Here is a 25,546-nt window from a genome sequence, read left to right on the forward strand (position 1 = left end):
GCGCGTTCGGCCGCGCCCCCAACTCGCCCCACGCACGCCGTTTCACCTCCGCACCATCACCCGCAGCAGCTCTTGGGAGGCTCTCCCCGCCTTGGCCCTGTCCGCCGCACTTCCCGGTGCCGCTCCGCGCGCGTCGCGTACGGCGGTGGGGCGGCGTGCGCTGCACGTGGCACTGCTGGTGGGCGGGTTGTTCGTGCTGGGGCTTCTCTGCGGGGAGCAGGCACGCGCTGCGGACGGAGGCGTCGCGCAGGGCTCGACGACGGTGGGGCTGCTCCGGTCGGCGGTCCCGGACTCCGAGCCTCCGCCTGTCACGTCCCCGACGGTCACGTCCCCGAACGCCGACGAGGTTCAGCGGGTCGTACGGCCGGTCACCGAGCGGGTCGTACAGCCGGTGGCCGAGCATGTGGTGCGGCCGGTCGAAGACCTCGTGGACCGCATGACCGGAGGCATCGCCGAGCAGCCCGCCCCGCCGCAGTGGTGGCCGCCCGTGCCTCCGCTGCCCACGGTGCCTGGTACTCCAGGAGTTCCGGGAGTTCCGGGAGCACCGGGGTTGCCGGAGTCGCCGGGGCTCCCCGGTCTGCCCGAGGCCCCGGGGCAGAACTCGCCGGCCGATTCGGCGCCGCGACAGCCGGGCGGGGCGGCGGAGAAGCACGAGAGGGTTGAGAGGAAGGCGCGGGGCGTGACGGGGTGGGCGTACGGACCGCGGCTCCTCAGTGGCTCCGTGGCGGCGGTCACCGTCACGGAGGTGCGTCTGGGTGCCGACGCCCGCGAGGTCCACGGCGCCCGCGATGCCTACGACACGCCGGCCCCGCAGACGCCCACGCACGGGCCGCCCGACGGAGACGCCACGCCCACGGACGCGCTGGGGCGCCACTGCGCGGCCGACAAGGGATCGTCGCGGCACGGTGACGCGCAGGTCGTCGGGTCGCACGAGAGGGTCAGGCCGTTGCTGGCGCCCGGTCCCACCGCGGACGTCACCGTGTCCGGGACCCGGGACCGGTTCCGGGACGTCCCGGCGTCTCCCGGCTGAGGGGACCTCCCCGGCTGAGACCTGCCGCGCGGAGACGGAGCGGGCCTGCCCGCCGGGCCCGGACGCCTCCTGGACTCAGGACGCGATCGTCAGGCCCGAGCCCGAGCCCGAGCCCGAGCCCGAGCCCGAGCCCGAGCCCGAGCCCGAGCCCGAGCCGAGCCGAGCCCGGACCGAGCCCGAGCCTTGCCCAAGCCCGAGCCTTGCCCAAGCCCGATCCCGTACAAGCCCGATCCCGGACAAGCCGGGTCCAGGACAAGCCGGGTCCAGGCGCGGGATCCGGCCGAAATCGTCGAGTCCTTCGCGGTGCCACCGACCGGTGACCCCACCGGCGGGGGCTGGGCCGGTACCGACTCCGTCGCCCTCCCGAGCCGCCTGCCGCCCTCCGGCCACCTACTGCCCCTCCGAGCCACTGCCCCCTCCCGTGTCGCCTGTCGACCCCCGAGCCACCTGCCGCCCCTCCCGGGCGGCTCCACCCGCGGCGTCCGACGACGCCCGCCGTGCGACCGAGCCTGACGGCCGGTCGTACGGCACCCTCCGACCCCGCAGGGCGCAGGCCCCGTACGGCCGAAATCCTTCGGTCCGTGCGGCTGAAACCCCGCGGTCAGGGCAGAACGGTCCCCATTGGGGTGGGGACCGTTCGCCCGAGGCCCCTCAGGTCACTGTCAGGGGCTGTTCAAGGGACCTCACCAGGCAAACCCCAGCCTGGTGAGGTCCTTTACACCGGCAATCTGTGACCGTAATCACCGCCCAGGTGTGATCTGCGATTTACGACCCCACGGTGAGCGGGGATAACCTGCGAGGCGGACATGCCGCGTGCCGGCCACCGTGCTCACGCCCTCCTTGTGACCGCGCAGTCACGTTGCCCTCGCGGCACGCCCACGCAGACAACGAACCGCGAATTACCTGATAGGGACGGACGCGCGTGGACCTGTTCGAGTACCAGGCGAGGGACCTCTTCGCCAAGCACGGAGTACCGGTGCTGGCCGGTGAAGTCATCGACACGCCTGAGGCCGCGCGCGCCGCGACCGAGCGCCTCGGCGGCAAGTCCGTCGTCAAGGCCCAGGTGAAGGTCGGTGGCCGCGGCAAGGCCGGCGGCGTGAAGCTGGCGGCGGACGCGGACGAGGCCGTCGCCCGCGCGACGGACATCCTCGGGATGGACATCAAGGGCCACACGGTCCACAAGGTGATGATCGCCGAGCTGTCTCCCGAGATCGAGGCGGAGTACTACGTCTCCTACCTCCTCGACCGCACGAACCGCACCTTCCTCGCCATGGCGTCCGTACAGGGCGGCATGGACATCGAGGAGGTCGCGGAGAAGACCCCCGAGGCCCTCGCGAAGGTCCCGGTCAACGCCGTCGAGGGCGTGAACATCGAGAAGGCCCGCGAGATCGTGGCCCAGGCGAAGTTCCCGGCCGACGTGGCCGAGGGTGTCGCCGAGGCCATGGTGACCCTGTGGGACACCTTCGTCGCCGAGGACGCGCTCCTCGTCGAGGTCAACCCGCTGGTGAAGACCAAGGACGGCCGCATCCTGGCGCTGGACGGCAAGGTCTCCCTGGACGAGAACGCCGAGTTCCGCCAGGCGGACCACGCGGCGCTCGAGGACAAGGACGCGGCCAACCCGCTCGAGGCCGCCGCCAAGGAGAAGAACCTCAACTACGTCAAGCTCGACGGTGAGGTCGGCATCATCGGCAACGGCGCGGGTCTCGTGATGAGCACCCTCGACGTCGTCGCGTACGCCGGCGAGAACCACGGCGGCGTGAAGCCGGCGAACTTCCTCGACATCGGCGGCGGTGCCTCCGCCGCGGTCATGGCGAACGGCCTGGAGATCATCCTCGGCGACCCGGACGTCAAGTCCGTGTTCGTCAACGTCTTCGGTGGCATCACCGCCTGTGACGAGGTCGCCAACGGCATCGTGCAGGCGCTGCAGCTGCTCGCGGACAAGGGCGAGGAAGTCACCAAGCCCCTCGTCGTCCGTCTCGACGGCAACAACGCCGAGCTGGGTCGCAAGATCCTCTCCGACGCCAACCACCCGCTGGTGCAGCGCGTGGACACCATGGACGGCGCGGCCGACAAGGCCGCCGAGCTCGCGGCCGCGAAGTAAGGGACGAGGGAAAACCACAGCCATGGCTATCTTCCTCAACAAGGACAGCAAGGTCATCGTCCAGGGCATGACCGGTGCCACGGGCATGAAGCACACCAAGCTCATGCTCGCCGACGGCACGAACATCGTCGGCGGTGTGAACCCGCGCAAGGCCGGCACGTCGGTCGACTTCGACGGCACCGACATCCCCGTCTTCGGCACGGTCGCCGAGGCCATCGAGAAGACGGGCGCCAACGTGTCCGTCCTCTTCGTGCCGCCGGCCTTCTCCAAGGCCGCGGTCGTCGAGGCCATCGACGCCGAGATCCCCCTCGCGGTCGTCATCACCGAGGGCATCGCCGTCCACGACTCCGCCGCCTTCTGGGCGTACGCGAAGTCGAAGGGCAACAAGACCCGCATCATCGGCCCGAACTGTCCCGGACTCATCACCCCGGGCCAGTCCAACGCCGGCATCATCCCGGGCGACATCACGAAGCCGGGCCGCATCGGCCTGGTCTCGAAGTCCGGCACGCTGACGTACCAGATGATGTACGAGCTCCGTGACATCGGCTTCTCGTCGGCCGTCGGCATCGGTGGCGACCCGGTCATCGGCACGACGCACATCGACGCGCTCGCCGCGTTCGAGGCCGACCCCGACACCGACCTGATCGTCATGATCGGTGAGATCGGCGGCGACGCCGAGGAGCGTGCGGCGGACTACATCGCGAAGAACGTGACCAAGCCGGTCGTCGGCTACGTCGCGGGCTTCACCGCGCCCGAGGGCAAGACCATGGGCCACGCCGGCGCCATCGTGTCCGGCTCCTCCGGCACGGCTGCCGCGAAGAAGGAGGCCCTCGAGGCCGCCGGCGTCAAGGTCGGCAAGACGCCGACCGAGACGGCCAAGCTGGCGCGCGCCATCCTCGCCGGCTGAATCACCGGCTGATTGACCGGCTGAATCACTGGCCGACGTCCGCGGACGGGCCCGCACCCCCACCAGGGGTGCGGGCCCGTCCGCGTGTCCGGCGCCCTCAGCGGAGCTGCGGCAGCAGCCTCTCCGGGCCCTTCCCCCACATCGCGCGGAGCCTGGCGCGCAGTTCGACGTCCTTCCCCGAGAGAGGGCCGGGGCCGGAGCGCGGCGGAACCCCGGGTACCGCCGAGGCCGGCGCCTGCGGGGCCTCGTAGTGGTCCGGGGCCGTACGGAGCGTGAACGCGGTGGAGCCGATGATCAGGACCGTGAAGGCGATGGCCGCGCGGGTCCACCGGCGGGCCCGGCGCTCACTGCCCGAGCGCACGACGACGGGCTTCGCGGCGGCACGCAGCCGCTCCGTGCCGCCGAGCTCCGTGAGCCGCCGCCGCAGTTCCTCCTGCTCCGCCAGTTCCGGGAGGCGCGCGGTGACGGTCGCGCGCGCGTACAGCAGCCGGTTCGCCGCCGCGGGCGTGCTCGCCTCGGTCTCCGCCGCGGTCTCCGGCAGCCCGATCCCGAGCCCGTCGTAGAGGAGAAGGGTGCGCCGGTACGCGGGCGGCAGGCTCAGCAGCACGGACAGCAGCCGGCGGTCGTCCAGGGCGACGGGCGGCGACTCGGGGGCACGGTGGCGAAGCCGTAGCCGGCGCCAGGGGGACATCGCGTACTCGTACGCCGCCGCACGCACCCAGCCGGCCGGATCCCGGTCCACCGCGACCTCGGGCCAGCGCTGCCACGCCAGCTGGAAGGCCCGCTCCACCGACTCCCGCGCCAGCTCACGCCGCCCGGTGAGCAGATACGCCTGCCGTACGAGGTCGGGGGCGGCGAACGCGTACAGGGCATCGAACGCCTGAGCGGGCGTCAGGGCCGGTGCCGTGGTGGAGGTCGGAGCAGGGGCAGCGGTCTTCGTCACCGGGCGCCCCTTCGGACGTAAAAGTACATAAAACGTATATTGAGCGACACATCCGAGCTTCGCCTGTTACGACGGGAAAGCGCGTGTCGTTGGGAGCATGGCGGGCGTGACCCAGATGACCGACCGCAGCCCGGACCGCAGCCCGTCGTTGCCGCCTCCGCTCGCCCGGTTGCGCAAGCGGTCGCCCGCACTGGCCGCCGGCCTGGTGGGCGGCGCGCTCGCGGCGGGGCTGGGACTGGGGGCGTTCGCCGTCCTGGTGACGGTCCTGTGGATCAGTTCGCCCTATCCGGACAGTGGCCCCGACGGGGCGCTGCACGTCGCAGCCGCGCTGTGGCTGCTCGCCCACGGCACCGAACTCGTCCGCGCGGACACGCTGTCCGGAGCACCCGCACCCATCGGTGTGACGCCGCTGCTCCTGGTCACCCTGCCCGCATGGCTCCTGTACCGCGCGGCACGCGACGTGGCCGACGGCGACGAGGAGTCCGCGCCGCCCACGGTCCGTGCCGCATGGGGCGGGGTCGTGGTGGGCTACCTGGCCGTCGGCGCGGCCGCCGCGGTGTACGCCTCGGGCGGTGAGCCCGGCCCCTCGTGGGTGTCCGTCGCGGTGTGGCCGCCCCTGCTCGCGGTGACGGCCGCGGGGGCGGGCGTGTGGACGGCGTACGGGCGACCGCTCGGGCCCCTGCCGCCGTCCCTGCGCGGAGCTCTCGATGCCCTTCCCTTCGCCGAGGGGCTCCGGTTCCCGGCCGCCGCGCGCGCCGCGACCGCCGGCGCCGCGGTGCTCGTGGGCGGCGGCGCGGTACTCGTCGGAGCCTCGCTGGCCTGGCACGGAGGCCCGGCGCGGCAGTCGTTCCTCCAGCTGACGGAGAGCTGGTCGGGCCGGTTCGCGGTGCTGCTGCTGGCGCTGGCCCTCGTCCCGAACGCGGCGGTGTGGGGGGCCGCGTACGCACTCGGCCCCGGCTTCACGCTCGGGGCGGGGCACGCGGCGGGGCCGTTGCTGTCGTCCCCCGGCTCGCAGCTGCCCGCCTTCCCCCTGCTGGCGGCTGTTCCGGACGCCGGACCCGGAACGCCGCTGAACTGGGCGGCCGGTGCCGTGCCCCTGGTGGCCGGGGTGGTGGTCGCCTGGTTCACCGTCAGGGCCGGGGTGCCGGGGCGCAAGAGCGCGGGCGGGGCGGGTACGGGTCCGGCGGCGACCGGGGGAGCGGACGCCGCTCCGGCGGCCGCCCGGCGTGCCGCGGCCTGGTCGCGCGGCCGGACCGCCGGGACCGTCGCACTCGCGGCGGTGCTGTGCGGTCTGGCCCTCGCCCTGCTGGCCATCCTGGCGGGCGGGTCCCTCGGGGTGGCCGCGCTCGCCGACTTCGGCCCCGTCTGGTGGCAGACGGGACCGGCCGCGGCGGGCTGGATCGCGGCGGTGGGACTGCCGACGGCCCTGCTCCTGCGGGCCTGGCGCCTGCGCGAGCCACGGACGAGTGCGCCCCGCGCAGGTGCCTCCGAGGCACGCGCGCTCGGCGCCCCGACTCCCTGGGGCCGGCCGTCCGGACTTCGAGGGCTCGGCGCACGGGGGCTGGGCCTACGCGGACTGGGAGTACGCGGATTTTGGGCTCGGCGTGAACGAGGCGATGCAAGGTCGGCCGAAGGGGTGGTGCCCAAAGGGCCGGCGTCCGAGGGGCCGGAATCCGAGGGGGCAACGCCCCAGGAGCGGTCGGCACGGGAGCAGTCGATCCACGAGTTCCTGGTCCATGAGCCCCCGGCGCCGTGGTCCGCGGCCGCTTCGACCCACGATCCTTCGACCCACGATCCTTCGACCTCGTCGGGCGCGGCAGCTTCGTCGGGCCAGCCGGGCCTGTCGGGCCTGTCGGACCAGCCGGGCCTCTCGGGCCCGTCGGCACCGGTGGGGCCACCGGCCCACGACTCGTCGCTGCCGTCGGCCCCCGTCCCGTCCGCCCCCGTGAGCCCTCCGGAGCATGAGGTCCCGACCCCGGCCCCGGACCTTTCGTTCCCTGAGCCCTCGGCGTACGAGCGCGCGTCCTCGGAGCTTCGGTTTCCTCCGCCCGCGGTCCGTGAGACCCCGGCCCCGCGGCCTTCGTTCCGTGCATCCGAGGTCAGTGGGGCGGCCCCCGCCTCGGCGCCGGTTTCCTCCCGCGGGTCCCTCAAGGCCGGGGGAGCGGTGGCCGGCCCCGTGCCGCCTCTCGCCCCCGCGTCGGGGACGGCTCCTCGGAACTCCTGGTTCGCACGGTTCCGGTCAGGGAGGCGACCGCAGGGGGCACCCGGCGCGCCCGCCGACAGCCGTACGATCCCCGATCCCGACTTCGAGCCGTACGACTTCCTGCCATCAGCCGACTCCTACGGGTCCCTCTGGCACGACGACGTCTCGCGCGAGGCCCGCTGGGCCGCGCTGAAGCGGGCGTCCGCCCCCGTCGACCGGGTCGATCCCCCGGACTGACGGACCGGCCCTGCAGGCGGCCGCCGCTGCCCGGAGCAGTCCGGAGCAGTCCGGAGCAGTCCGGAGCCATTCCGGCGGTCCGAAGCGGTCCGAAGCGGTCCGGAGCCGGCCGTGGAGGGGCGGGCGGCTCCGCCCGCCCGTCAGTCGCGCAGGCCCAAGAACCCCTGGAGTGCGTCCGGGAGCAGCTTGTCGCAGGACTTCTCCGCCGTGTGGGTGAGCGAGTCGTTCACGCACGTGTAGTAGTCGCGGTACACGAGCTGTGCCGTGAACGTCGCCGCGACCAGGGCGAGCGCCAGGGACGCGGTGACGAGACCGCTGATCGCCGCGGTGGTCTGGGGTTTCGTCCCCTTGGCCGAGGCGGCCGGGGTGTCCGGGTCCGACGAGCGCGGCTTGGCGCGCAGGGCGCTGATCGCCCAGTACAGGGCCAGCGCGCCGAGCAGCAGGGCCATGTACGTCCAGCTGAAGAGGGCGAAGAAGAACGCCCACATGCCGGACAGTAGCGCGAACCTGGCACGCCGCTGCGCGGGGTCGGTCGGGTCCCAGCGGGTACCGCCTCCCGGGCCGCCGGACCCTTCCGGACCGCCCTGGCCGCCGCCGGAGCCGCCCGGGGAGCCGGGACCGGGCCGGTCACCGAAACGGCCGCCCTGAGCGGGCCCCGGCTGCCGGTCGCTCCACTGGCTGCCCCAGGGGGAGTTGTCGTCGCCCTGGCCGTCCTGGCCCTGGCCGCCGGCGGGCCGCCGGGGCTGCCACGGCCGGTCGGGGGTGCCCTCCGGAGGTGGGGCGAAGGGGTTGTCGTCCACGGGGGTTTCCGGCGTCCGGGACGGCTCGGGCCGCTGCCCGGAGGCCGGCGCGCCGGAGTCCTGGCCACCTGGGGAGCCCTGGCCGCCTGTCGAGTCCTGGCCGCCCTCGGGCACGTCGTCGCTCTCCCGCGGCGGAGTGGGAGAGGGGCGCCGCTCGCGCAGCAGGATCACAGGGCGTCGGAGACTTCGGTCCGGCATCAGGTGTGCGTCTTCCCCTTGGTGGTGTTCGGCGGGCAACGTGTCCACAGAGCTGGCTACGCGTCCGGGCTCGCGCCCGGGCGTTCGTACCCGTCCCTGGTCAACGTCCCGTACGCATAAGGCGTTCCCCTGCGCGGACTGTCTTCCCCGGGCGGATCCTTCCCAGACGCTACCTTCCGGCCGCGCCCCCGTCCCGTGGGGGCCGCCCGGTGTGCCGGTATCGTTGCTGACGGTCGGCCGCTTCGTAGACTTCCCCGTATCCGGGGGCACGAAGCATTCGTACGACCATACAAAGGCACTCCCCGAGAAAGGGCCCCGTCGTGGCCAAGGCCAAGCGCCTCGTCGTGCTGGTCTCCGGATCAGGTACGAATCTGCAGGCACTCCTCGACGCGATCGCGTCGCAGGGGGCGGCCGCCTACGGAGCCGAGATCGTCGCCGTCGGCGCGGACCGCGACGGCATCGCGGGCCTGGAGCGCGCCGAGCGTGCCGGACTGCCGACCTTCGTCCACCGGGTGAAGGACTACGCGAGCCGTGACGAGTGGGACGCGGCACTGGCCGAGGCCACCGCCGCCCACGCACCGGATCTCGTCGTCTCCGCCGGGTTCATGAAGATCGTCGGCAAGGAGTTCCTGGCCCGCTTCGGCGGCCGGTTCGTCAACACGCACCCCGCGCTGCTGCCCAGTTTCCCGGGGGCGCACGGCGTCCGTGACGCCCTCGCCTACGGCGCGAAGGTCACCGGGTGCACCGTCCACTTCGTCGACGACGGTGTCGACACCGGCCCGATCATCGCCCAGGGCGTGGTCGAGGTCCGGAACGAGGACTACGAAGACGATGGTTCCGCTCTCCATGAGCGCATCAAGGAAGTCGAGCGAAGGCTGCTCGTCGATGTCGTGGGGCGGCTCGCCCGCAACGGCTATCGCATTGAGGGACGAAAGGTAGTTATCCAGTGACCGCCGAGAGCACAGGCACGGCCGAGAGCACCAAGCGGGTCATCCGGCGCGCGCTCGTCAGCGTCTACGACAAGACCGGGCTCGAAGAGCTCGCCCGCGGCCTGCACGCGGCGGGTGTCGAGCTGGTCTCCACCGGCTCCACCGCCGCGCGGATCGCCGCCGCCGGGGTCCCGGTCACCAAGGTCGAGGAGCTCACCGGCTTCCCCGAGTGCCTGGACGGCCGGGTCAAGACCCTGCACCCGCGCGTGCACGCCGGCATCCTCGCCGACCTGCGGCTGGAGTCCCACCGGGAGCAGCTCGGTGAGCTGGGCGTCGAGCCGTTCCAGCTGGTCGTCGTGAACCTCTACCCGTTCCGGGAGACCGTCGCCTCGGGCGCCAGCCCCGACGAGTGCGTCGAGCAGATCGACATCGGCGGCCCCTCGATGGTCCGCGCCGCCGCCAAGAACCACCCGTCCGTCTCCGTGGTCACCAGCCCCGAGCGGTACGCCGACGTGCTGGCCGCCGTCCGTGACGGCGGTTTCGACCTGCACGCCCGCAAGCGCCTGGCGGCCGAGGCGTTCCAGCACACCGCCGCGTACGACGTGGCCGTGGCCTCCTGGTTCGCGAGCTCGTACGCGCCCGCCGACGAGTCGGGCTTCCCCGACTTCGTCGGTGCGACCTTCGAGAAGCGCAACACCCTGCGCTACGGCGAGAACCCGCACCAGGGCGCCGCCCTGTACGTGGACGGGACGGGCGGTCTGGCCGACGCCGAGCAGCTGCACGGCAAGGAGATGTCGTACAACAACTTCACGGACACGGACGCCGCGCGCCGTGCCGCGTACGACCACGACGACCCGTGCGTCGCGATCATCAAGCACGCGAACCCGTGCGGCATCGCGATCGGCGCGAACGTCGCCGAGGCGCACCGCAAGGCGCACGCCTGCGACCCGCTCTCCGCGTTCGGCGGTGTGATCGCCGTGAACCGGCCCGTGTCGAAGGAGATGGCGGAGCAGGTCGCCGAGATCTTCACCGAGGTCATCGTCGCGCCCGAGTACGAGGACGGCGCGCTGGAGGCCCTCACCAAGAAGAAGAACATCCGCGTCCTGCGCGCCCACCAGGGTCCGGCCGCGCAGGTCGAGGTCAGGCAGATCGACGGCGGCCGGCTCCTCCAGGCAGCCGACCGGCTCCAGGCCGACGGCGACAACCCGTCCTCCTGGACCCTGGCGACCGGCGATCCCCTCTCCCAGGGCGAACTGGACGAGCTGGCCTTCGCGTGGCGGGCCTGCCGGGCCGTCAAGTCCAACGCGATCCTCCTCGCCAAGGACGGCGCGTCCGTCGGCGTCGGCATGGGCCAGGTCAACCGCGTCGACTCCGCCAAGCTCGCGGTCGAGCGCGCGGGCGCCGAGCGGGCCCGGGGCTCCTTCGCCGCCTCGGACGCCTTCTTCCCGTTCCCCGACGGCCTGGAGATCCTGACCGCGGCCGGCGTCAAGGCCGTGGTCCAGCCCGGCGGTTCGGTCCGCGACGAACTGGTGGTCGAGGCGGCCAAGAAGGCCGGCGTCACCATGTACTTCACGGGGACGCGGCACTTCTTCCACTGAGACCCGTCCGCCCGACCGCTCAACTGCCCGCCTGAGGAAGCCCGGCCGGTGCGTTTCCGCGCACGGTCGGGCTCTCTCGTGCCGCCGTCATGTCGAACTGCGCAACGCCGTCCAGGTGTCGGGGCCGACCTTGCCGTCGGGGGCCAGTCCCTTGTCGCGCTGGAACGCCTTGACCGCGCTCGCCGTGTCCTTGCCGTACCGGCCGTCCACCCCGGCGGCCCCGGTGCTGTAGCCGCGCCGGGTGAGCATGCACTGCACCTGCGTCACCCGTTCGTTCTCGTCACCGCGGCGCGTGAGCTCGCTGCCGGAGTAGTACGTGCACTCGGAGATCCAGGCCGGTGTGGCCGGCCCGGCGGTGGTGTCGGCCGGGGAAGGGCTCGCGGTGGTGCCGCCGCTGCCGCCGGACTCCGTGGTCGCCGCGTCCGTGCCCGTCTCCCCGGCGTCACCCGTGCCACCGGCGGCCCCGGACACGGACCCGCCGGAACCTTTCGCCTCGGTCCCCTGCTCCCCCTCCTTCTTCTCGGTCCCGTTCTTCCCGCCGCGCGGAGAGGCGGAGGTTCCGTCGGCCGAGCCGGGCAGCGGAACCCGTTCCCCTTCATCGGCGGCGGTGGTCCCGGTGGCCGTCGGCGGCGAGGACGCTGTCCGGTCGGAGGGTGGACGGGTGAGCAGAAAGGCGCTCACGGCGACGGCGCACACGGCGAGACCCGCGACGACGGCGAAGTACGCCTTCTTTCTGTCGCGTCCGGCGGCCGGGATGCCGGGTCCGGCCGCCGGTGGACGACCGTCCGCGAGCGCGGGCGGGTCGTGCGGTACGGCGACCGCCGGCGGGGCGTACCGGCCCGGTGGCATCGGTGCATCGTGCGTGCCCGGTGCGGGCGGCCCGAGGGCCGGGCCCGCGGCGGGCGGGTCCACCCGCCGTGCGGGCGTGCGGAGGTGGGCGCTCTGCCCGGTGGAGGCGTCCCGCAGTACTTCGCAGGCCTGGCGCCGCGCGAGCAGCCGGGACTCCAGCGGTTCCTGCCACGACGGTGTACGAAGGTGTGCCGCGGCCGCCTCGACCAGTTGGTGCGGGGTGGGCCGCCCGGCGGGGTTCTTGGCCAGGCACGCGGAGAGCAACTCGGCCACCGGGGCGTCCGCCGCGGCGAGCTTCTCCATGAGTTCGGGCCTGGGTTCCTCGAACGCGACGCGGTGCATGACGTCCACGCCTGTGCCGTTGCCGAACGGCGCGGTGCCCGTGGCGGCGTAGATCAGCGTGCCCGCGAGGGAGAAGACGTCCGAGGCGCTGTCGCACCGGCCCTCCCTCAGGTACTCGGGGGCCATGAAGGCGGGAGTACCGACACGGTTGCCGGTCGTGGTGATCGAACTGCTGTCCAGGGCCTGCGAGATGCCGAAGTCGATCACGTGTGCGCCCTGTCCGGACAGGACCACGTTGGACGGCTTGAGGTCCCGGTGCACGATCCCGGTCGCGTCCAGCACGGACAGAGCCCGGCCGAGCTCCGCCACGAGGCGCCACAGTCCGGCCGGTTCGAGTACGCCGCACTCGCGCACCGCGTCCGTGAGGCTGAGCCCGGGTAAGTACTCGGTGGCCATCCACAGCAGCTCTTCCTGGAACCCCGCGTCCAGCAGTTCCGGCGCGTACGGGGTGCCGACCCGGGTGTGCATGGTGGCCTCGCGCTCGAACCGCCGCCGGAAGTCGGGGTCCTCCGCGTACTCGGGTCTGATCACCTTGACCGCGGCGAGCCCGGAGCCGCCGTCGACGGGACGTGCCAGATAGACCCGGCCCATCCCGCCGCTGCCGAGCCGTCCCAGCGGTGTGTACGGACCGATGACTGCCGGGTCCGCCGATCCCAGCGGGATGGCGCCGAGCTGCTTCAGCGGGGTGTCACCGGGCACGGGAGCCTCCGGTGGCGTGCGCTGCTCGTCCGACACGGATCCCCCGATGCGCTCTTCGTTCGCAGCCGTGTTTCCCAAACTGCTGTTCGGCCACCCCAGTTGGCATGAGGCTATCGCGGCCTCATGCGTCCCGCAGGTGTCTCGGACGTACGGCAACGGCGGTTGGCGCATGGGGACTTGCCGGGTGCATGTCGCGGCGGCGCGACGGGGCAGGCCCGGGCCGGCCGACGTACCCGGTCACGGGGTCGGGGCTACAGAAACGCGGCAGGGCCGTGTCCCCCTTGACGGGGTGAAACACGGCCCATGGCGTGAGCGGCGTGGACGCGCCGTCGCCCGAGGTCAGTACCGGGGGCGGTTGAACCAGGCGGTGGCGGCGCTGTTCACCATCGAGGCGAGGATGATGCCGGCGATGGCGAGGGAGATGAGCCCGCCGAAGGTGCCGGAACCGCCGCCGCCCTGAACGGTGTTGGCGAGACCGCCGAGGATCATCAGCGCCGCGTACACGATCGTCGTGATGCGGATGCCGCTGCCGCCGGTCTTGAACTTGACGCCCAGGAAGATCGACAGGGCGCCCAGGCCGACCAGGAACGCGGCGAGCACGAAGCCCAGGCCCGCGAGGGTGTCGGTGCTGTCACCACTGCCGATGCCGTTCGAGACGTCCTGCGCCGCGCCGACGGCGATGCCCGCGATGATGCCGAACAGGATCTGGAAGCCCGACAGGACGAACAGCAGGACGCGCGCGGTCTTCATCAGACCCGGCATCTCCACCGGCATGTGGTTCCCGCCCGGGTAGCCGGGATACGCCGGCTGCTGCGGGTAGCCGTAGCCGGGCTGCTGGGGCGGGGGGCCCTGCGGGTAGCCGTAGCCGGGCTGGCCCTGGGGAGGCTGGGGCGGATAGCCGGGCTGCTGCCCCTGCGGCGGCGGACCGTAGGGGTTGTTCGGATCGCCGAAACTCATGGCGTCTTTCCTCCGTCGTTGCGTAAGTGCGGGGACGACGCGGCACATTTCGGAGGAAAGTTCAACAGATGCGGTTCGTCCCCCCGGTACTGTCCGCGGCACTGTGTGTTCATCGTCCTTAACGCGCCACTTATTTGTCCAGCCGGATACCGCGTGTGTTGTGCAAGTGCAACATCGCCGATCAGGGCCGAAGCGGGACGGAGGGTCGCGGCGGGGCGTCGGGAGAAGGCCGCGGGGGGCCGGATTGGAACCGGGACCCCGTCATCCGCGAGGATGGGCACATGACCGCCCAGATTCTCGATGGCAAGGCCACCGCAGCCGCGATCAAGTCCGATCTGACCGTCCGCGTGGCGGCCCTGAGGGAGAAGGGCATCACGCCCGGCCTCGGCACCGTCCTCGTGGGCGACGATCCCGGCAGCCAGAAGTACGTCGCGGGCAAGCACCGCGACTGCGCGCAGGTGGGCATCGCCTCCATCCAGCGCGAACTGCCCGCGACCGCCACGCAGGAGGAGATCGAGGCGGTCGTCCGTGAACTCAACGAGGACCCGTCCTGCACCGGGTACATCGTCCAGCTGCCGCTCCCCAAGGGCATCGACGAGAACCGCATCCTCGAACTGATGGACCCGGACAAGGACGCGGACGGGCTCCACCCGATGAACCTCGGCCGCCTCGTCCTGAACGAGCCGGCCCCGCTGCCCTGCACTCCGAACGGCGTCCTCACCCTCCTGCGTCAGTACGGCGTGGAGATCAAGGGCGCGGAGGTCGTGGTCGTCGGCCGCGGTGTCACGATCGGCCGGCCGATGCCGCTGCTGCTCACGCGGCGCTCGGAGAACGCGACGGTGACGCAGTGCCACACCGGTACGCGTGACCTGGCCTCGCACCTGCGCCGGGCCGACATCATCGTCGCGGCGGCGGGCTCCGCGCACCTGATCCGCCCGGAGGACGTGAAGCCGGGGGCGGCCGTCCTCGACGTCGGTGTCTCCCGCAGCGCCGAGGGCAAGATCGTCGGCGACGTGCACCCCGGCGTGGCCGAGGTCGCCGCGTGGATCTCGCCGAACCCCGGCGGAGTGGGCCCGATGACCCGCGCCCAGCTCCTCGTCAACGTGGTCGAGGCGGCGGAACGCAGTGCCGGCTGAGCACGGGCCGGAGACCCCGGCACACCGGGCGGCCTCGGCCTCGGGCTCGACTTCGGTCTCGACCTCGACCGAGGGCGAGGCTTCGGACGAGGGCACGGCTTCCGGCGGGAGCGAGGCTTCCCGTGAAGGCGCTGCTTCCGGCGCGAGCGGGACGTCCGTGGCGAGTGAGGTCCGGGGCGAGGAAGGCACCGCACGTACGAGTGACTCGGAGCCCGGCGCCGTACAGCCGGAGAAGGAGCCGGAGCCGGAGCCGGACCCGGAGTCGGACCCGGAGCCGGAGGCCGGAGCCGAAGACCCTGCCGAGCCCCTCGTGCAGGACGGGGAGCTCACCGTCCGCGACGCCGTCAGCGCACCCGGCCCCGACGGGGAGCCCCGGCGTGTCACGCGGCGCTTCCCGCTGTTCACGCGGGACACCGCGCGGCCCGAGGGCGGCGGCAGGGCGGCCCCCCGTGACGCACCCGCGCCCGCACGTCAGTGGCCGATCCTGGCGGTGACCGGCCTGGTCGGACTCGGTCTGCTGCTGACCGCGCTCGACCAGTTCAAGGTCGGCACCCTGCTGATCGGTGTCGCCCTGCTCGTGGGCGCCGCGATGCGCTGGATGCTGCCCGACGTGGGCATGCTCGCCGTCCGCTCACGGTTCACGGACCTCGTCACGTACGGCGTCCTCGGTGTCACGATCGCGCTGCTCGCGATGATGGCGCAGCCCAACCCCTGGCTGGAGCTGCCGTTCCTGGACGACACGCTCCACTTCACGATCAGGACATAGCGGCGGGCGCACGGCCGGCTCCCGGCAGCGGCCCGGTCCATGAGAGCGGCGCCCGTCCTCTCCCCCGAGCGAGGGCGGGCGCCGCCTGGAACCCAGGTTCACGGACGTGCCGACAGCGGTTCAATACCTGTCAGTTCCCTGTGGCACGGAGGTGACGGTTCCGGTGCGTCCCGCACGAACCGGCGCGCGCCGTGGGGCGTGCGTCATGTCGCACGCGCCCCTGGGGACCAGGAGGCCGTGAGGGGCACGTGAGGTGGTACATGTGTTCCCTGCGCGTCGATGTGTTGACAAGTTCGGGGATGTACGGTGATCACCCCCGACACCACGGATAACGTGGGCAAACGGGACTCTCCGGGACGTCCCGTGCGTGGGCCGGGAGATCTCGTCGGCCGAGCGGGCAAGTCGGTGGGACACTGGACCGCAGACCGAGGGGCATGCGACGGTGCATGCCCACAGGCCCGAATGCTCCCGTGCGCCCCCATCCCGGGAACTGAGATCCTGCCTGGTCGCATCCCTGTGGGTAGCCAGAACGGGGACTCGGCAGAGGGCTTCACGCGCGGGAACAGCCAGCACGTACGGGGGAAAGAGGGGGGTAGCAATGCCTCGTTGGAGGGCCTTGCCGGATGAACTCGATCCGCAGGTCAGGGAGTTCGCCAGTCAGCTGCGCCGACTGGTCGACCGCAGCGGACTGAGTATCGCCGCCGTGGCCGACCGCACCGGATACAGCAAGACGTCCTGGGAGCGGTATCTGAACGGCCGGCTGCTCGCGCCCAAGGGCGCGATCGTGGCGTTGGCCGAGGTGACCGGTACCAATCCCGTCCATCTGACGACGATGTGGGAGCTGGCCGAGCGGGCCTGGAGCCGCTCGGAGATGCGCCACGACATGACCATGGAGGCGATCCGGATCTCCCAGGCGCGCGCCGCGCTCGGAGAGTTCGGGCCGACTCCCGCCAAGGGGGGACGGAACGGCAAGCAGGCGCGCGCCGGGGGGAGCACGACGGCCGCGCCCACGCCGGGTGTCGCGGGCCCCGCGGGCGTGGCGCCCACGGTGCCGCCGCAGAGCCCGGTGCAGGGGGACGAGCGCAGGTCGCCGTACGGGGCCGGGGCCGGCGGCGACGCGGGCTCGGGTGCCGGTACGGGTGTGCGCAGTGGCGGGTGGGGAGTCGTCGCCTCGCCTCCGGGATCGTCCGGGACCGCAGGGTCCTCGGGCGCCGGTGCCTCCGGCCGCGGACCGTCGGGAGCCTTCGGGCCGTCCGGTTCCGCGAGCCCTTCCGGTCCGGCCGGGGGTCCGCCTCAGGACGCGCGGCCGCGGTCGGGCGGTTCGCCCGACGGGCAGCGGCGCAAGCGCCGGCTCACCATGTTCCTCGCGGGGGTCGTGGGCGCACTCGTGGTGATAGCCGCGGCCGTGTTCCTCACGAACTCCGGCGGTGACGGCAAGGACGAGAACGAGGCCAGGCCGACGCCGAGCCCGACGGTGAGCAAGGAACTGCCGGCCGGCGTGGAGTGCAACGGGGCGGACTGCGCGGGCAAGGACCCGGAGGAGATGGGCTGCGGCGGGACGCTGGCGCAGACCGTCGAGAAGGCTGTCGTCGGCACCGCCCAGGTCGAGGTCCGCTACAGCGAGACGTGCGGCGCCGCCTGGGCCCGCATCACGGCGGCCGGCCCCGGTGACTCGGTCCGGATCTCGGCGGGCTCGGCTGCCGCCCAGACCGCCGAGGTCGACACGGACACCGACGCCTACACCCCGATGGTCGCGGTGAAGAACGCCACCCAGGCCAAGGCCTGCGGCACGCTCCAGGGCGGCCAGGAGGGGTGCACGAAGTAACCACGGGTCTCCGCGGCTGATCGCGGCTCCTGTGTCGGGCGCCCGGCTCCTCCGAGCCGGGCGCCTGCTTCATTGCCCCGACCCGTCGGCCCCGACCCGCTGGGGCGGGGCCGAACCTGCCGTCGGGCGCCCGCCCGCACGAATTCGGCCGTAACAGGAATGGCCGGCTCCTGCCGGGGCAGGCGGACCGTACCCCCACGGGAGTCCGGCGTTGACCGGCAGGGCGCACAGCCTGCCGACCGGCACCCCCACCTGGCGGCCGTCGGCCCTCTCTCCCGGATCGACGGCCGCCATTTCGTGCCCCGACGAGGCGGGATCGTGACCGGGGCCCGGCCTTGTGGGGTGGGCCACATCGGACCCGGCCGTCCGGGATCCCGGATGCGCGATAGCCTGACCGCTGGATCTCTCTTGACGCCAAGAGATCGATCATCGGTACCGGTGATCGATCATCGCGGCGACGGGCGGGAATCCCGTACCCCGGGGCAGGGACGCCCCACCGACAGCTGTCATACGGAGAACGCCATGACCCGCACTCCCGTGAACGTCACCGTCACCGGCGCGGCCGGCCAGATCGGTTACGCCCTGCTCTTCCGCATCGCCTCCGGCCAGCTGCTCGGCGCGGACGTGCCGGTCAAGCTGCGTCTCCTGGAGATCACGCCGGCGCTGAAGGCCGCCGAGGGCACCGCCATGGAGCTCGACGACTGCGCCTTCCCGCTCCTCCAGGGCATCGACATCACCGACGACCCGAACGTCGCCTTCGACGGCACGAACGTCGGTCTGCTCGTCGGCGCCCGCCCCCGTACCAAGGGCATGGAGCGCGGTGACCTTCTCGAGGCCAACGGCGGCATCTTCAAGCCCCAGGGCAAGGCCATCAACGACAACGCCGCGGACGACGTCAAGATCCTCGTCGTCGGCAACCCGGCCAACACCAACGCCCTCATCGCCCAGGCCGCCGCCCCGGACGTACCGGCGGAGCGCTTCACGGCGATGACGCGCCTGGACCACAACCGCGCGCTCACGCAGCTCGCGAAGAAGACGGGTTCGACGGTCGCGGACATCCAGCGCCTCACCATCTGGGGCAACCACTCCGCCACCCAGTACCCCGACATCTTCCACGCCACGGTCGCCGGCAAGAACGCCGCCGAGACCGTGAACGACGAGAAGTGGCTGGCCGAGGAGTTCATCCCCACCGTCGCCAAGCGCGGCGCGGCCATCATCGAGGCCCGTGGCGCCTCCTCCGCCGCCTCGGCCGCGAACGCCGCCATCGACCACGTCTTCACCTGGGTCAACGGCACGGCGGACGGCAACTGGACCTCCATGGGCATCCCGTCCGACGGCTCGTACGGTGTCCCGGAGGGCCTCATCTCCTCCTTCCCCGTCACCACGAAGGACGGGTCGTACGAGATCGTCCAGGGCCTGGACATCAACGAGTTCTCCCGCGCCCGCATCGACGCGTCGGTGAAGGAGCTGGAGGAGGAGCGCGAGGCGGTCCGCGCCCTCGGCCTCATCTGAGCACCGTTCGCCATCCGAACACCGTTCTGCCACTGATCCCCGGGCGCCTGCCCGGGGATCAGTGCGTTGCGTCCCCGACGACGAGGGCGGCCAGGTCGAGGAACGCGCGGGTGGTCGTCGCCCGCAGTCTGCCGAGATCCCGGAAGCCCGGGCTGCGCAGCGACAGGTCGAACGGGATCCGGACCACCTGGGCGGCGTCGACGCCCAGCCGCCGGGCGAAGCCGGCCGGCGGTGTCCACCCCGAGGGGCCCTCGATCTCACCGACCACCACGACCGCGTCGTCGGCGAGCTGCCGGTGGCCTGCGTCACGTACGCCGGCGAGCGCGTGCACCGTCGCGTCGAGGAACCAGTCGGAGCTGCCGCAGCACAGGATCAGCCGGTCGGTGAGCCCGAGCACGACCTCGGCCGTCCGGTCCAGACTCCGCGGCGACCAGTCGCTGAGTACGAAGGAGTAGTGCGGGGCGGTCCGGGCCAGTGTCCGTGTGTACTCCTGGGCGTGCGCGGGGTTGGGGCTGCGATGGCCCCTGCGGTGCGCGGCCACCTCCAGCCCCGACGGCAGCCGGGTCGTCAGGGCGCGGATGTCGGAGTACGGCGCGTCGGGCGGGAGGGCCGCGAGGGCTTGCACGGTCGCCGGGTTGCGGGCGGTCAGGAAGGCGTCGAGCGCGCCGTCGGCCGCCGCCCCGTCGAGTGCGAGGACGGGTTCCCCGCGGACGGTGGCGAGCAGCGAGCCGAGGACCATCGTCGTCGTGGCCCGGCCGCTGTAGTGGTACGCGCCGACGAGGGTGAGGCGCCGGCTCTGGCGCAGCGGCACGCGCAGCCGTTCCAGGCGGGCCTCGTCCTCCCGGCGGGCGGAACCGAACCGGGACAGCCGCAGCGGGCGGTCGGCCGGGCGGGGCCGTTCCTCCTCGGCAGGCAGGGCGAGCGGTACCCGCGTCGTGTCGGCCGTGCCCCCAGCCGGAGGGAGCGGCTCGGTGCCGTCCTGCGAGGCCCGGGTCAGGGCGATGTACTGCGCGAGGACGTCCGCGACCTTCCCCGCCGACGGCCGCTCGGCCGGGTCGGGGTCGAGGCAGCGCATGACGAGCAGCCGCAGCCGCTCCCAGGTGTCGCCCTGCCAGTAGTGCATGCCCTCCGGCAGACCCGGCATCACCGCACCGGCCCTGGTGCTGATCATCTGGAGGAGTTCGCCCAGGGCATGCAGGTTGTCCTCGACGGTCGGGACGGGGCCCGAGCCGAGGTACCGCCCGTCGACCACGCAGTCCGACAGGTCCGCCAGGACCACGGTGCGCCGCAGCACGAACACGCTGTCGGCGGTGAAGTCCCCGAGCACCAGGCCGCTGAGATGGCAGACGTTGAGGGCGCTCGCCAGATGCCAGGCGGCGAGCAGGCCGGCGAGTTTGTCGAAGGGGGTGGTGTTGTCCTGGTAGGCCCGGCCGGCGAGGTCGGAGAGGCGCGGCGGCTGTGCGTCGGGGGCGTCTGCGTCGGCGATCGGGGCCATCGCGAGCCAGGGCGGGCTGTCCTCGAGTCCGGCGCCGAGCAGGGCGGGCGCGTACCGTCCGTTCAGTCGGGAGAGGACCTCGGCCTCCACGCCGAGCAGCCGGGCGTTGACGGTGGGGAGATCGGGTCGCGGCACCCGCAGGACCGCGGTGCCTCCGCGGCCGGGGCTCAGGTCGACGGCCCGGTACACCACGGTCCGCCGTCCTCTGCGTCTGCCCAGCAGTTCGTAGGGGCCCAGCCGCCGGGGATCCTCGGCCGTCAGCGGTGCCCAGTCGTCGGTCTCCGAGGCCGGCCGTGCCCGCTCGACCCGCTCCGCGCCGCGCGTCGCCTCGACGGAGACCCCGAAACGCGTCAGCAGACGTCGTTCCACACTGGTGAACGGGCGGTGTGTGCCGGGCAGTTGGGCCAGACCGTCCGGATGGGCGAGCCAGGCGGGGAAGTCGGGTGAGTTGCCCGCCAGCTGTTCGAGGCGTCGCCCGATGTTGCGGCCCGTCCGCAGGAGTTCGGACTGCGGGACGGCGTCGAGGAGCACTGACTTGGTGGCGTCGGGGAAGTCGAACACCAGGTGCTTGGCGGGCAGCGGCCCCGGCACCGGGGCCGGATACGGCTGGATGAGGCCTCCGAGGAACACCTCTGCCAGATGCGAGGTGTGCGCCGTCCACGGCACCGCCGACTGCACGAGCCGCATCACCGGCACCGACAGCGGCGACACGGCCGCCAGATGCGCCGCGAGCCGGTACGCCTCAGGGGTGGCCGCGTCCCGGAAGTGCTGGGCGCTGTGCAGGTCGCGGGAGGAGGTGACGGCGGCGTACCGGCTGGGCAGGGCCAGGAGCGGCAGTTCCACGGTGGTGCCCGGGGAGGCGAGCAGACGGGACCAGTCCCGCAGCGCGGCGGCGGTGGGTTCCAGGACCGGCACCGGGATGCCGTCGAAGTCGGCGAGGCCGGGCGGCAGCACCCGGTCGGTGATCACCCACGAGGTGTTCGCCCCGCCGATGCGCCGGGTCGTGGCCTGCCAGCGCTCCGCGTGGACGCCGGACGCCTCCCACATCTGCGACGGCAGGGTGTGCAGCAGTGCCACGGGCCCGCGGGCGGCCCAGGTGGACAGCAACTCGTGCATCGTCCCGCGCCGCCACGCGGCGCCCATGCCGTCGCTGACGACCAGGACGAGGGTGCGGCCCGAGGGGTCGTTGACCGTGCTGGTCGGCAGCGGGGTGCTGTCCTGCTGGAACGGCCGCGCCCGCAGGCGCGGTTCCTGTGCGGTGCGGGTGTCGAGGCCGAGCACGCGGGTGGTCGCGAAGGCGCCGAGGCGTTCGAGCAGGGTGCGCAGTTCCGCGCCGAGCCGGTGCCAGAGCAGCATCGACAGACCGTCGTCGACGAGCAGTACGAGATGCAGCCAGCGTTCCTGGACGGGCCGCTGCACCACGTCCGGCAGTCTGCTCTCGGCGAGCTGGGCGGCCGTGCGGTCCTCGTCGATCTCCAGGTGGTGCCTGCTGGCGCGGCGCCGGCGCAACGGCCTGAGCGCGCGCCCCAGTTCGAGCTCGTCCCCGAGCGCCTTGTCCTCGGGGACACGGACGGGCAGGGCGGGCCGCGGTTCCGGGGCGGGCCGCCGCAGCAGCAGGTCGGGGGCCGGTGCCTGGCGGGCCGCCGCATACAGGGAGGGCGCGGTGAGGTCGGGCAGATCCTGGTCGCCCGGTTCCGGCGCGGGCCGTTGCGCGGATCCCCCGTCCGGTTCGGGATGGGCCGGCCGGGCCGGTTGGGGCTCGGTGGTGCGCAGGCCCTGGTGCAGCGGCGCGGTCGCCGAGGCGGGCAGCCGGCGGGCGAGCCAGAGCACGTCGAGCACCTGGTCCGCGTCCAGGTGCCGGCCGGACGCCCCCAGGATCCGTAACGCCTCGGCGAGCCGTTCACCGCCGCGCGTCGTGCTCACATCGCACCGGTGAGCTGGTGCATCACGGCGTCCAGGAGCCCCTCCGCGTCGAGGTCGACCCCGCCGGTGCGCAGGAAGACCGCGTTGAGCAGCTGGTCGGTGGCGAGTTCGCCCGGAGCGCGGCGGCGCAGGAACGCCTCCAGGAGGTCGTCCGCCTCTCGCAGCGCGTCCTCGCCGAGGTGCGCGGCGACGATCGCGCGCAGCCGGCCCTCGTCGGGCACGTCGAGGCCGAGGCGGACGCAGCGGCGCAGGAAGGCGGGCGGGAAGTCGCGTTCGCCGTTGCTGGTGATGACGACGACGGGGAACTCCGCGCACTGAACCCTTCCGTGGCGCACCCGGACGGCCCCGCGGTGGTCGGCGGTCTGCACCTCGACCTCGGCGAACTCCTCGGGCAGACGGCTGAGTTCGGGTATCTCGAAGACACCCTCCTCGAAGACGGTGAGCAGGTCGTTGGGGAGGTCGACGTCGCCCTTGTCCATCTCGTCGATGAGCAGCGCGCGGGGCACCACGGACGGCACGAGTGCCGTGCCGAGCGGGCCGAGCCGCACGAACGTGCCGATGGACGGCTCGCGTTCACCGCGGTCCCGGCTGAGGGTCGTCTCGCGGAGCCTGCCGATCGCGTCGTACTGGTAGAGGGCCTCGCGGACGGCGGAGCGGCTGTTGACGGGCCAGCGCAACAACTCGCCCAGGTTCAGCTCGTGCGCGACGGCCTTTGCGAGGGACGACTTGCCAGTACCGGCCGGCCCGGTGACGAGCAGCGGGCGGCGCAGATGGAGCGCGGCGTTGACCACGTCGGCGTGCTGTCGCTCGATCAGATACGGGAGTTCGGGACGCATGTCCCGGGCGGGGGTGAAGCGGCGCCACGGCGGAGCCGACGGAAGGGTGACGGCCCGTGGTGTGCCGTCACCGCGGAAGAGGCGCCAGTCGGCCTCGGGAGCGGGGTTCATGCGCTCTCCTGTGGTTCGGTCAGGTGCAGTCGGGGCACCGTGCGGTCGGCGTCGGCCCAGGCCAGGACGGGACGGCCGGGATAGTCCAGCGGATGCAGCATGGTGTTGGCACGGTAGGAACGCACCCCGTCCGGCAGTTCACGGGTGGCGACCTCGGCCATCTGCTTGACGACGTGCGAGTCCGTGTCCCGTCCGCGGTCCCACACCACCACCGGCACACCGACGGCCAGACACACCTGTACGACGGCGTCCCGGAGGCCCGCGGGCACGTCGACGGAGACGCGCACCGCGTCGAGCTTCCTCATGAGTTCGGCGTAGATCTCGTTCGTGCTGAGAGACGCGTCGGAGAACACCAGCGTTGCTCCGGAGTCCAGACGGCTCCAGCGGCGGCGCCAGTCGGGCAGGAAACGCTCGTGCCGGCGCAGGAGTTCGGGGCAGTGCACGACCAGCGGGAACTCCACGCCCAGGACGCCCGGGACGATCTCGTCCGGGGCGCTGCCCTCCCACTCGTCGACGGGCAGGTTGAGGCTGGTGCGGTCCACGAGGACCTCCACGAGCGGCCGCTGCTCGTCGACGGCGGCCGGGTCGAGGGTCTCCAGGACCCGCAGCAGCTCGCGTGCCGCCGCGGAGCCCGAGTACGAGACCGAGGTGTCGGTGGACACCTGCCGGGGGCCGGCGCCCTCGTCGCACCAGACACGCAGCCGGTGGAGTCCCGGTTCCGCCCGGGTGACCTGCACCAGGACTCTGACGCGGGTGGCCCGGGTGCGCATCACCCGGGCCCACTCCTGCGCGTCCGAACGTCGTTCCGCCAGCGCCGAGCGGGGAATGCCGAGCCGTACGGCGACCCCGTCGGACCACATCCGCAGCCCCGCGCGCTGCGGTCCGGGGCACAGCACACCCACGTACTCCATGACCCGCAGGAGCGCGGGGACCCTGGGCCCGCCGTCGTCCGAGCGGCCGTCCCCCGGGAGCGTCTCCAGGTGGTCGATCAGGGCGTCGAGCGTCTCGCCGCCGGGGAAGGCCGCGGCGAGCGGCAGAGCGGCGCGCACCGCCTCGGCGAACCGGCCGAGCACGGTCCGGTCGATGCCGCGCAGGAGCTGGTGGAGCCGTCCGTACTCCCTGGGGGAGAGCAGCCGGGGCACCCGGGAGAGCCGTCCCGCGGCCAGGACCCGGTCCGCCTCGTCCGGGTTCCCGCGCCGCAGGAGCTCGACGAGGGCCGCCAGAGCGCGCGGGTGGGTGAGGAGGAAGGCGGCGAACTCCTCGACCGTCGGCGGCAGGACCTCGCCGCCGTGGCCGACACCGCAGGCGCGGGCGAGTTTGCGGGCGCAGTCGCCGCGCCCGACCGCCGCGGGCAGCGCGTCCTCGATCGCCTCCGTGAGCAGCACGCAGGCCGGGTCCTCCGGATCGACGGGCCCGGACTCCTCGGCGCCGAGGACACCCAGGGCCCGCAGCTCCGCCTCAACGCGCTGCCAGGGAATGCCCCAGCTGCGACGGACCATGTGCTGGGGGCTGTGGGGCAGCGGCTTTCCCGTGTCCGGGTCGAGCGGCGGCATGAAGTGGGCGGCCATCAGGCCCACGACGGCGTTGTCCCGCCGGCACCAGAGGGGCCCGCCGCTGTATCCGGGGCCGACCGCCATGCCGGTGGCCGCCCCGTCGAGATAACCGACCTGTCCCTCCAGGGACTTGACCGTCAGGTCGGCGAAGGTGGCGCCGTTGCCGCTGCCGTGCCGGACGGTCACCTGCTGGTCGGCCGACATCGCGGTACGGCGGGGCGGCGGGAACGAGTTGCCGGGCGGTGCGTCGACCCGCAGGACCGCGAGATCGCCGAGCCACTCGCTGTCGCCCTCGCGTACCGCGCCGCCCGTCCTCGCCCGGGGTGCGATCCAGTGCGCCACGCGCGCGGGGTGGCGCTCGGTGCCGTGCGGGCCCCTGAGGACCACGAAGAGTTCCTCGGGACCCGGCGCCCGGCTCTCGAACAGAGCCCTGCCCAGGGCGTCGTTGACGACGTGCGCGCAGGTCAGAACGGTGTCGTCGTCGAGTACGAGGCCGCCGCCGGCCGTCCTGCCGTCCCGTGCGCGGGGTATGGACGCGGCGAACGGGCCCTGGTTCCCGTCCTTGCCGGGCTCCGGCCCCAAGGGCCTGAACCAGC

15 protein-coding genes and 2 pseudogenes are annotated in these 25,546 nt (G+C 73.0%); 10 read left to right on the plus strand and 7 right to left on the minus strand.

The genetic code is table 11. The annotated features are described in order from the left end of the window. Positions 1–91: 91 nt before the first annotated feature. The 3 genes from KUF83_RS42510 (at position 92) to sucD (ending at position 4,038) form a co-directional block, all read left to right on the plus strand. On the plus strand, positions 92–1,030 hold the full coding sequence (locus KUF83_RS42510; protein ID WP_217452763.1) for a hypothetical protein: 939 nt from the start codon (positions 92–94) through the stop codon (positions 1,028–1,030). Positions 1,031–1,952: 922 nt separating this feature from the next. Next, on the plus strand, positions 1,953–3,131 hold the full coding sequence (sucC, locus tag KUF83_RS02105) for an ADP-forming succinate--CoA ligase subunit beta (protein ID WP_217452764.1): 1,179 nt from the start codon (positions 1,953–1,955) through the stop codon (positions 3,129–3,131). Between the two features lie 22 nt (positions 3,132–3,153). Next, entirely contained in the window at positions 3,154–4,038 is an 885-nt protein-coding gene (gene sucD, locus KUF83_RS02110; protein ID WP_107015729.1) for a succinate--CoA ligase subunit alpha, read from the plus strand. 97 nt (positions 4,039–4,135) lie between these two features. Here sucD and KUF83_RS02115 read toward each other — a convergent pair. Further along, positions 4,136–4,996, minus strand: a pseudogene (locus KUF83_RS02115) (RNA polymerase subunit sigma-24); the annotation flags it as partial. Positions 4,997–5,078: 82 nt separating this feature from the next. Here KUF83_RS02115 and KUF83_RS41745 point away from each other — a divergent pair. Continuing rightward, positions 5,079–6,512: pseudogene (locus KUF83_RS41745) on the plus strand (DUF6350 family protein); the annotation flags it as partial. Between the two features lie 1,049 nt (positions 6,513–7,561). On the opposite strand, the gene KUF83_RS02125 reads toward KUF83_RS41745, so the two are convergent. Then, the gene (locus KUF83_RS02125; protein WP_217452767.1) at positions 7,562–8,419 is read right to left on the minus strand and encodes a hypothetical protein; all 858 of its coding nucleotides are present in this window, start codon (positions 8,417–8,419) and stop codon (positions 7,562–7,564) included. A 320-nt stretch (positions 8,420–8,739) separates the two neighbouring features. Here KUF83_RS02125 and purN point away from each other — a divergent pair, with 320 nt between their 5' ends. Both purN and purH read left to right on the plus strand, forming a co-directional pair. Beyond that, on the plus strand, positions 8,740–9,369 hold the full coding sequence (gene purN / locus KUF83_RS02130; RefSeq protein ID WP_308402885.1) for a phosphoribosylglycinamide formyltransferase: 630 nt from the start codon (positions 8,740–8,742) through the stop codon (positions 9,367–9,369). Next, positions 9,366–10,946 (plus strand): bifunctional phosphoribosylaminoimidazolecarboxamide formyltransferase/IMP cyclohydrolase, encoded by a 1,581-nt coding sequence (purH, locus tag KUF83_RS02135; protein WP_217452768.1) that lies wholly within the window; start codon positions 9,366–9,368, stop codon positions 10,944–10,946. The genes purN and purH overlap by 4 nt, the downstream gene beginning before the upstream one ends. A gap of 87 nt (positions 10,947–11,033) precedes the next feature. Here purH and KUF83_RS02140 read toward each other — a convergent pair whose 3' ends face one another. Continuing rightward, positions 11,034–12,872 (minus strand): protein kinase, encoded by a 1,839-nt coding sequence (locus KUF83_RS02140; RefSeq protein WP_308402886.1) that lies wholly within the window; start codon positions 12,870–12,872, stop codon positions 11,034–11,036. A gap of 303 nt (positions 12,873–13,175) precedes the next feature. Continuing rightward, positions 13,176–13,793: a hypothetical protein gene (locus KUF83_RS02145; RefSeq protein ID WP_217452770.1), complete on the minus strand. Its 618-nt coding sequence runs from the start codon at positions 13,791–13,793 to the stop codon at positions 13,176–13,178. Positions 13,794–14,074: 281 nt separating this feature from the next. Between KUF83_RS02145 and KUF83_RS02150 the strand changes: the two genes are divergently transcribed. From KUF83_RS02150 to KUF83_RS02165, 4 genes are all read left to right on the plus strand, one after another. Then, complete coding sequence (locus KUF83_RS02150; RefSeq protein WP_217452771.1) at positions 14,075–14,929, plus strand: bifunctional methylenetetrahydrofolate dehydrogenase/methenyltetrahydrofolate cyclohydrolase; 855 nt, start codon at positions 14,075–14,077, stop codon at positions 14,927–14,929. A 157-nt stretch (positions 14,930–15,086) separates the two neighbouring features. Next, positions 15,087–15,695, plus strand: a complete 609-nt coding sequence (locus KUF83_RS02155; protein ID WP_217452772.1) for a DUF3017 domain-containing protein — start codon at positions 15,087–15,089, stop codon at positions 15,693–15,695. A gap of 598 nt (positions 15,696–16,293) precedes the next feature. After that, positions 16,294–17,520 (plus strand): XRE family transcriptional regulator, encoded by a 1,227-nt coding sequence (locus tag KUF83_RS02160; protein WP_217452773.1) that lies wholly within the window; start codon positions 16,294–16,296, stop codon positions 17,518–17,520. A 522-nt stretch (positions 17,521–18,042) separates the two neighbouring features. After that, entirely contained in the window at positions 18,043–19,032 is a 990-nt protein-coding gene (locus tag KUF83_RS02165; protein ID WP_217452774.1) for a malate dehydrogenase, read from the plus strand. Positions 19,033–19,090: 58 nt separating this feature from the next. On the opposite strand, the gene KUF83_RS02170 is transcribed toward KUF83_RS02165, so the two are convergent. From KUF83_RS02170 to KUF83_RS02180, 3 genes are read right to left on the minus strand one after another with little or no spacing between them, the layout of a single operon-like run. Then, the gene (locus tag KUF83_RS02170) at positions 19,091–22,450 is read right to left on the minus strand and encodes an SAV_2336 N-terminal domain-related protein (RefSeq protein ID WP_217452775.1); all 3,360 of its coding nucleotides are present in this window, start codon (positions 22,448–22,450) and stop codon (positions 19,091–19,093) included. After that, positions 22,447–23,397: a MoxR family ATPase gene (locus KUF83_RS02175; protein ID WP_217452776.1), complete on the minus strand. Its 951-nt coding sequence runs from the start codon at positions 23,395–23,397 to the stop codon at positions 22,447–22,449. The genes KUF83_RS02170 and KUF83_RS02175 overlap by 4 nt, the downstream gene beginning before the upstream one ends. Next, on the minus strand, positions 23,394–25,532 hold the full coding sequence (locus KUF83_RS02180; RefSeq protein WP_217452777.1) for a trypsin-like peptidase domain-containing protein: 2,139 nt from the start codon (positions 25,530–25,532) through the stop codon (positions 23,394–23,396). The genes KUF83_RS02175 and KUF83_RS02180 overlap by 4 nt, the downstream gene beginning before the upstream one ends. Positions 25,533–25,546: the final 14 nt, after the last annotated feature.

The organism is Streptomyces sp. BV286, from assembly GCF_019090165.1.
Lineage (GTDB): Bacteria > Actinomycetota > Actinomycetes > Streptomycetales > Streptomycetaceae > Streptomyces.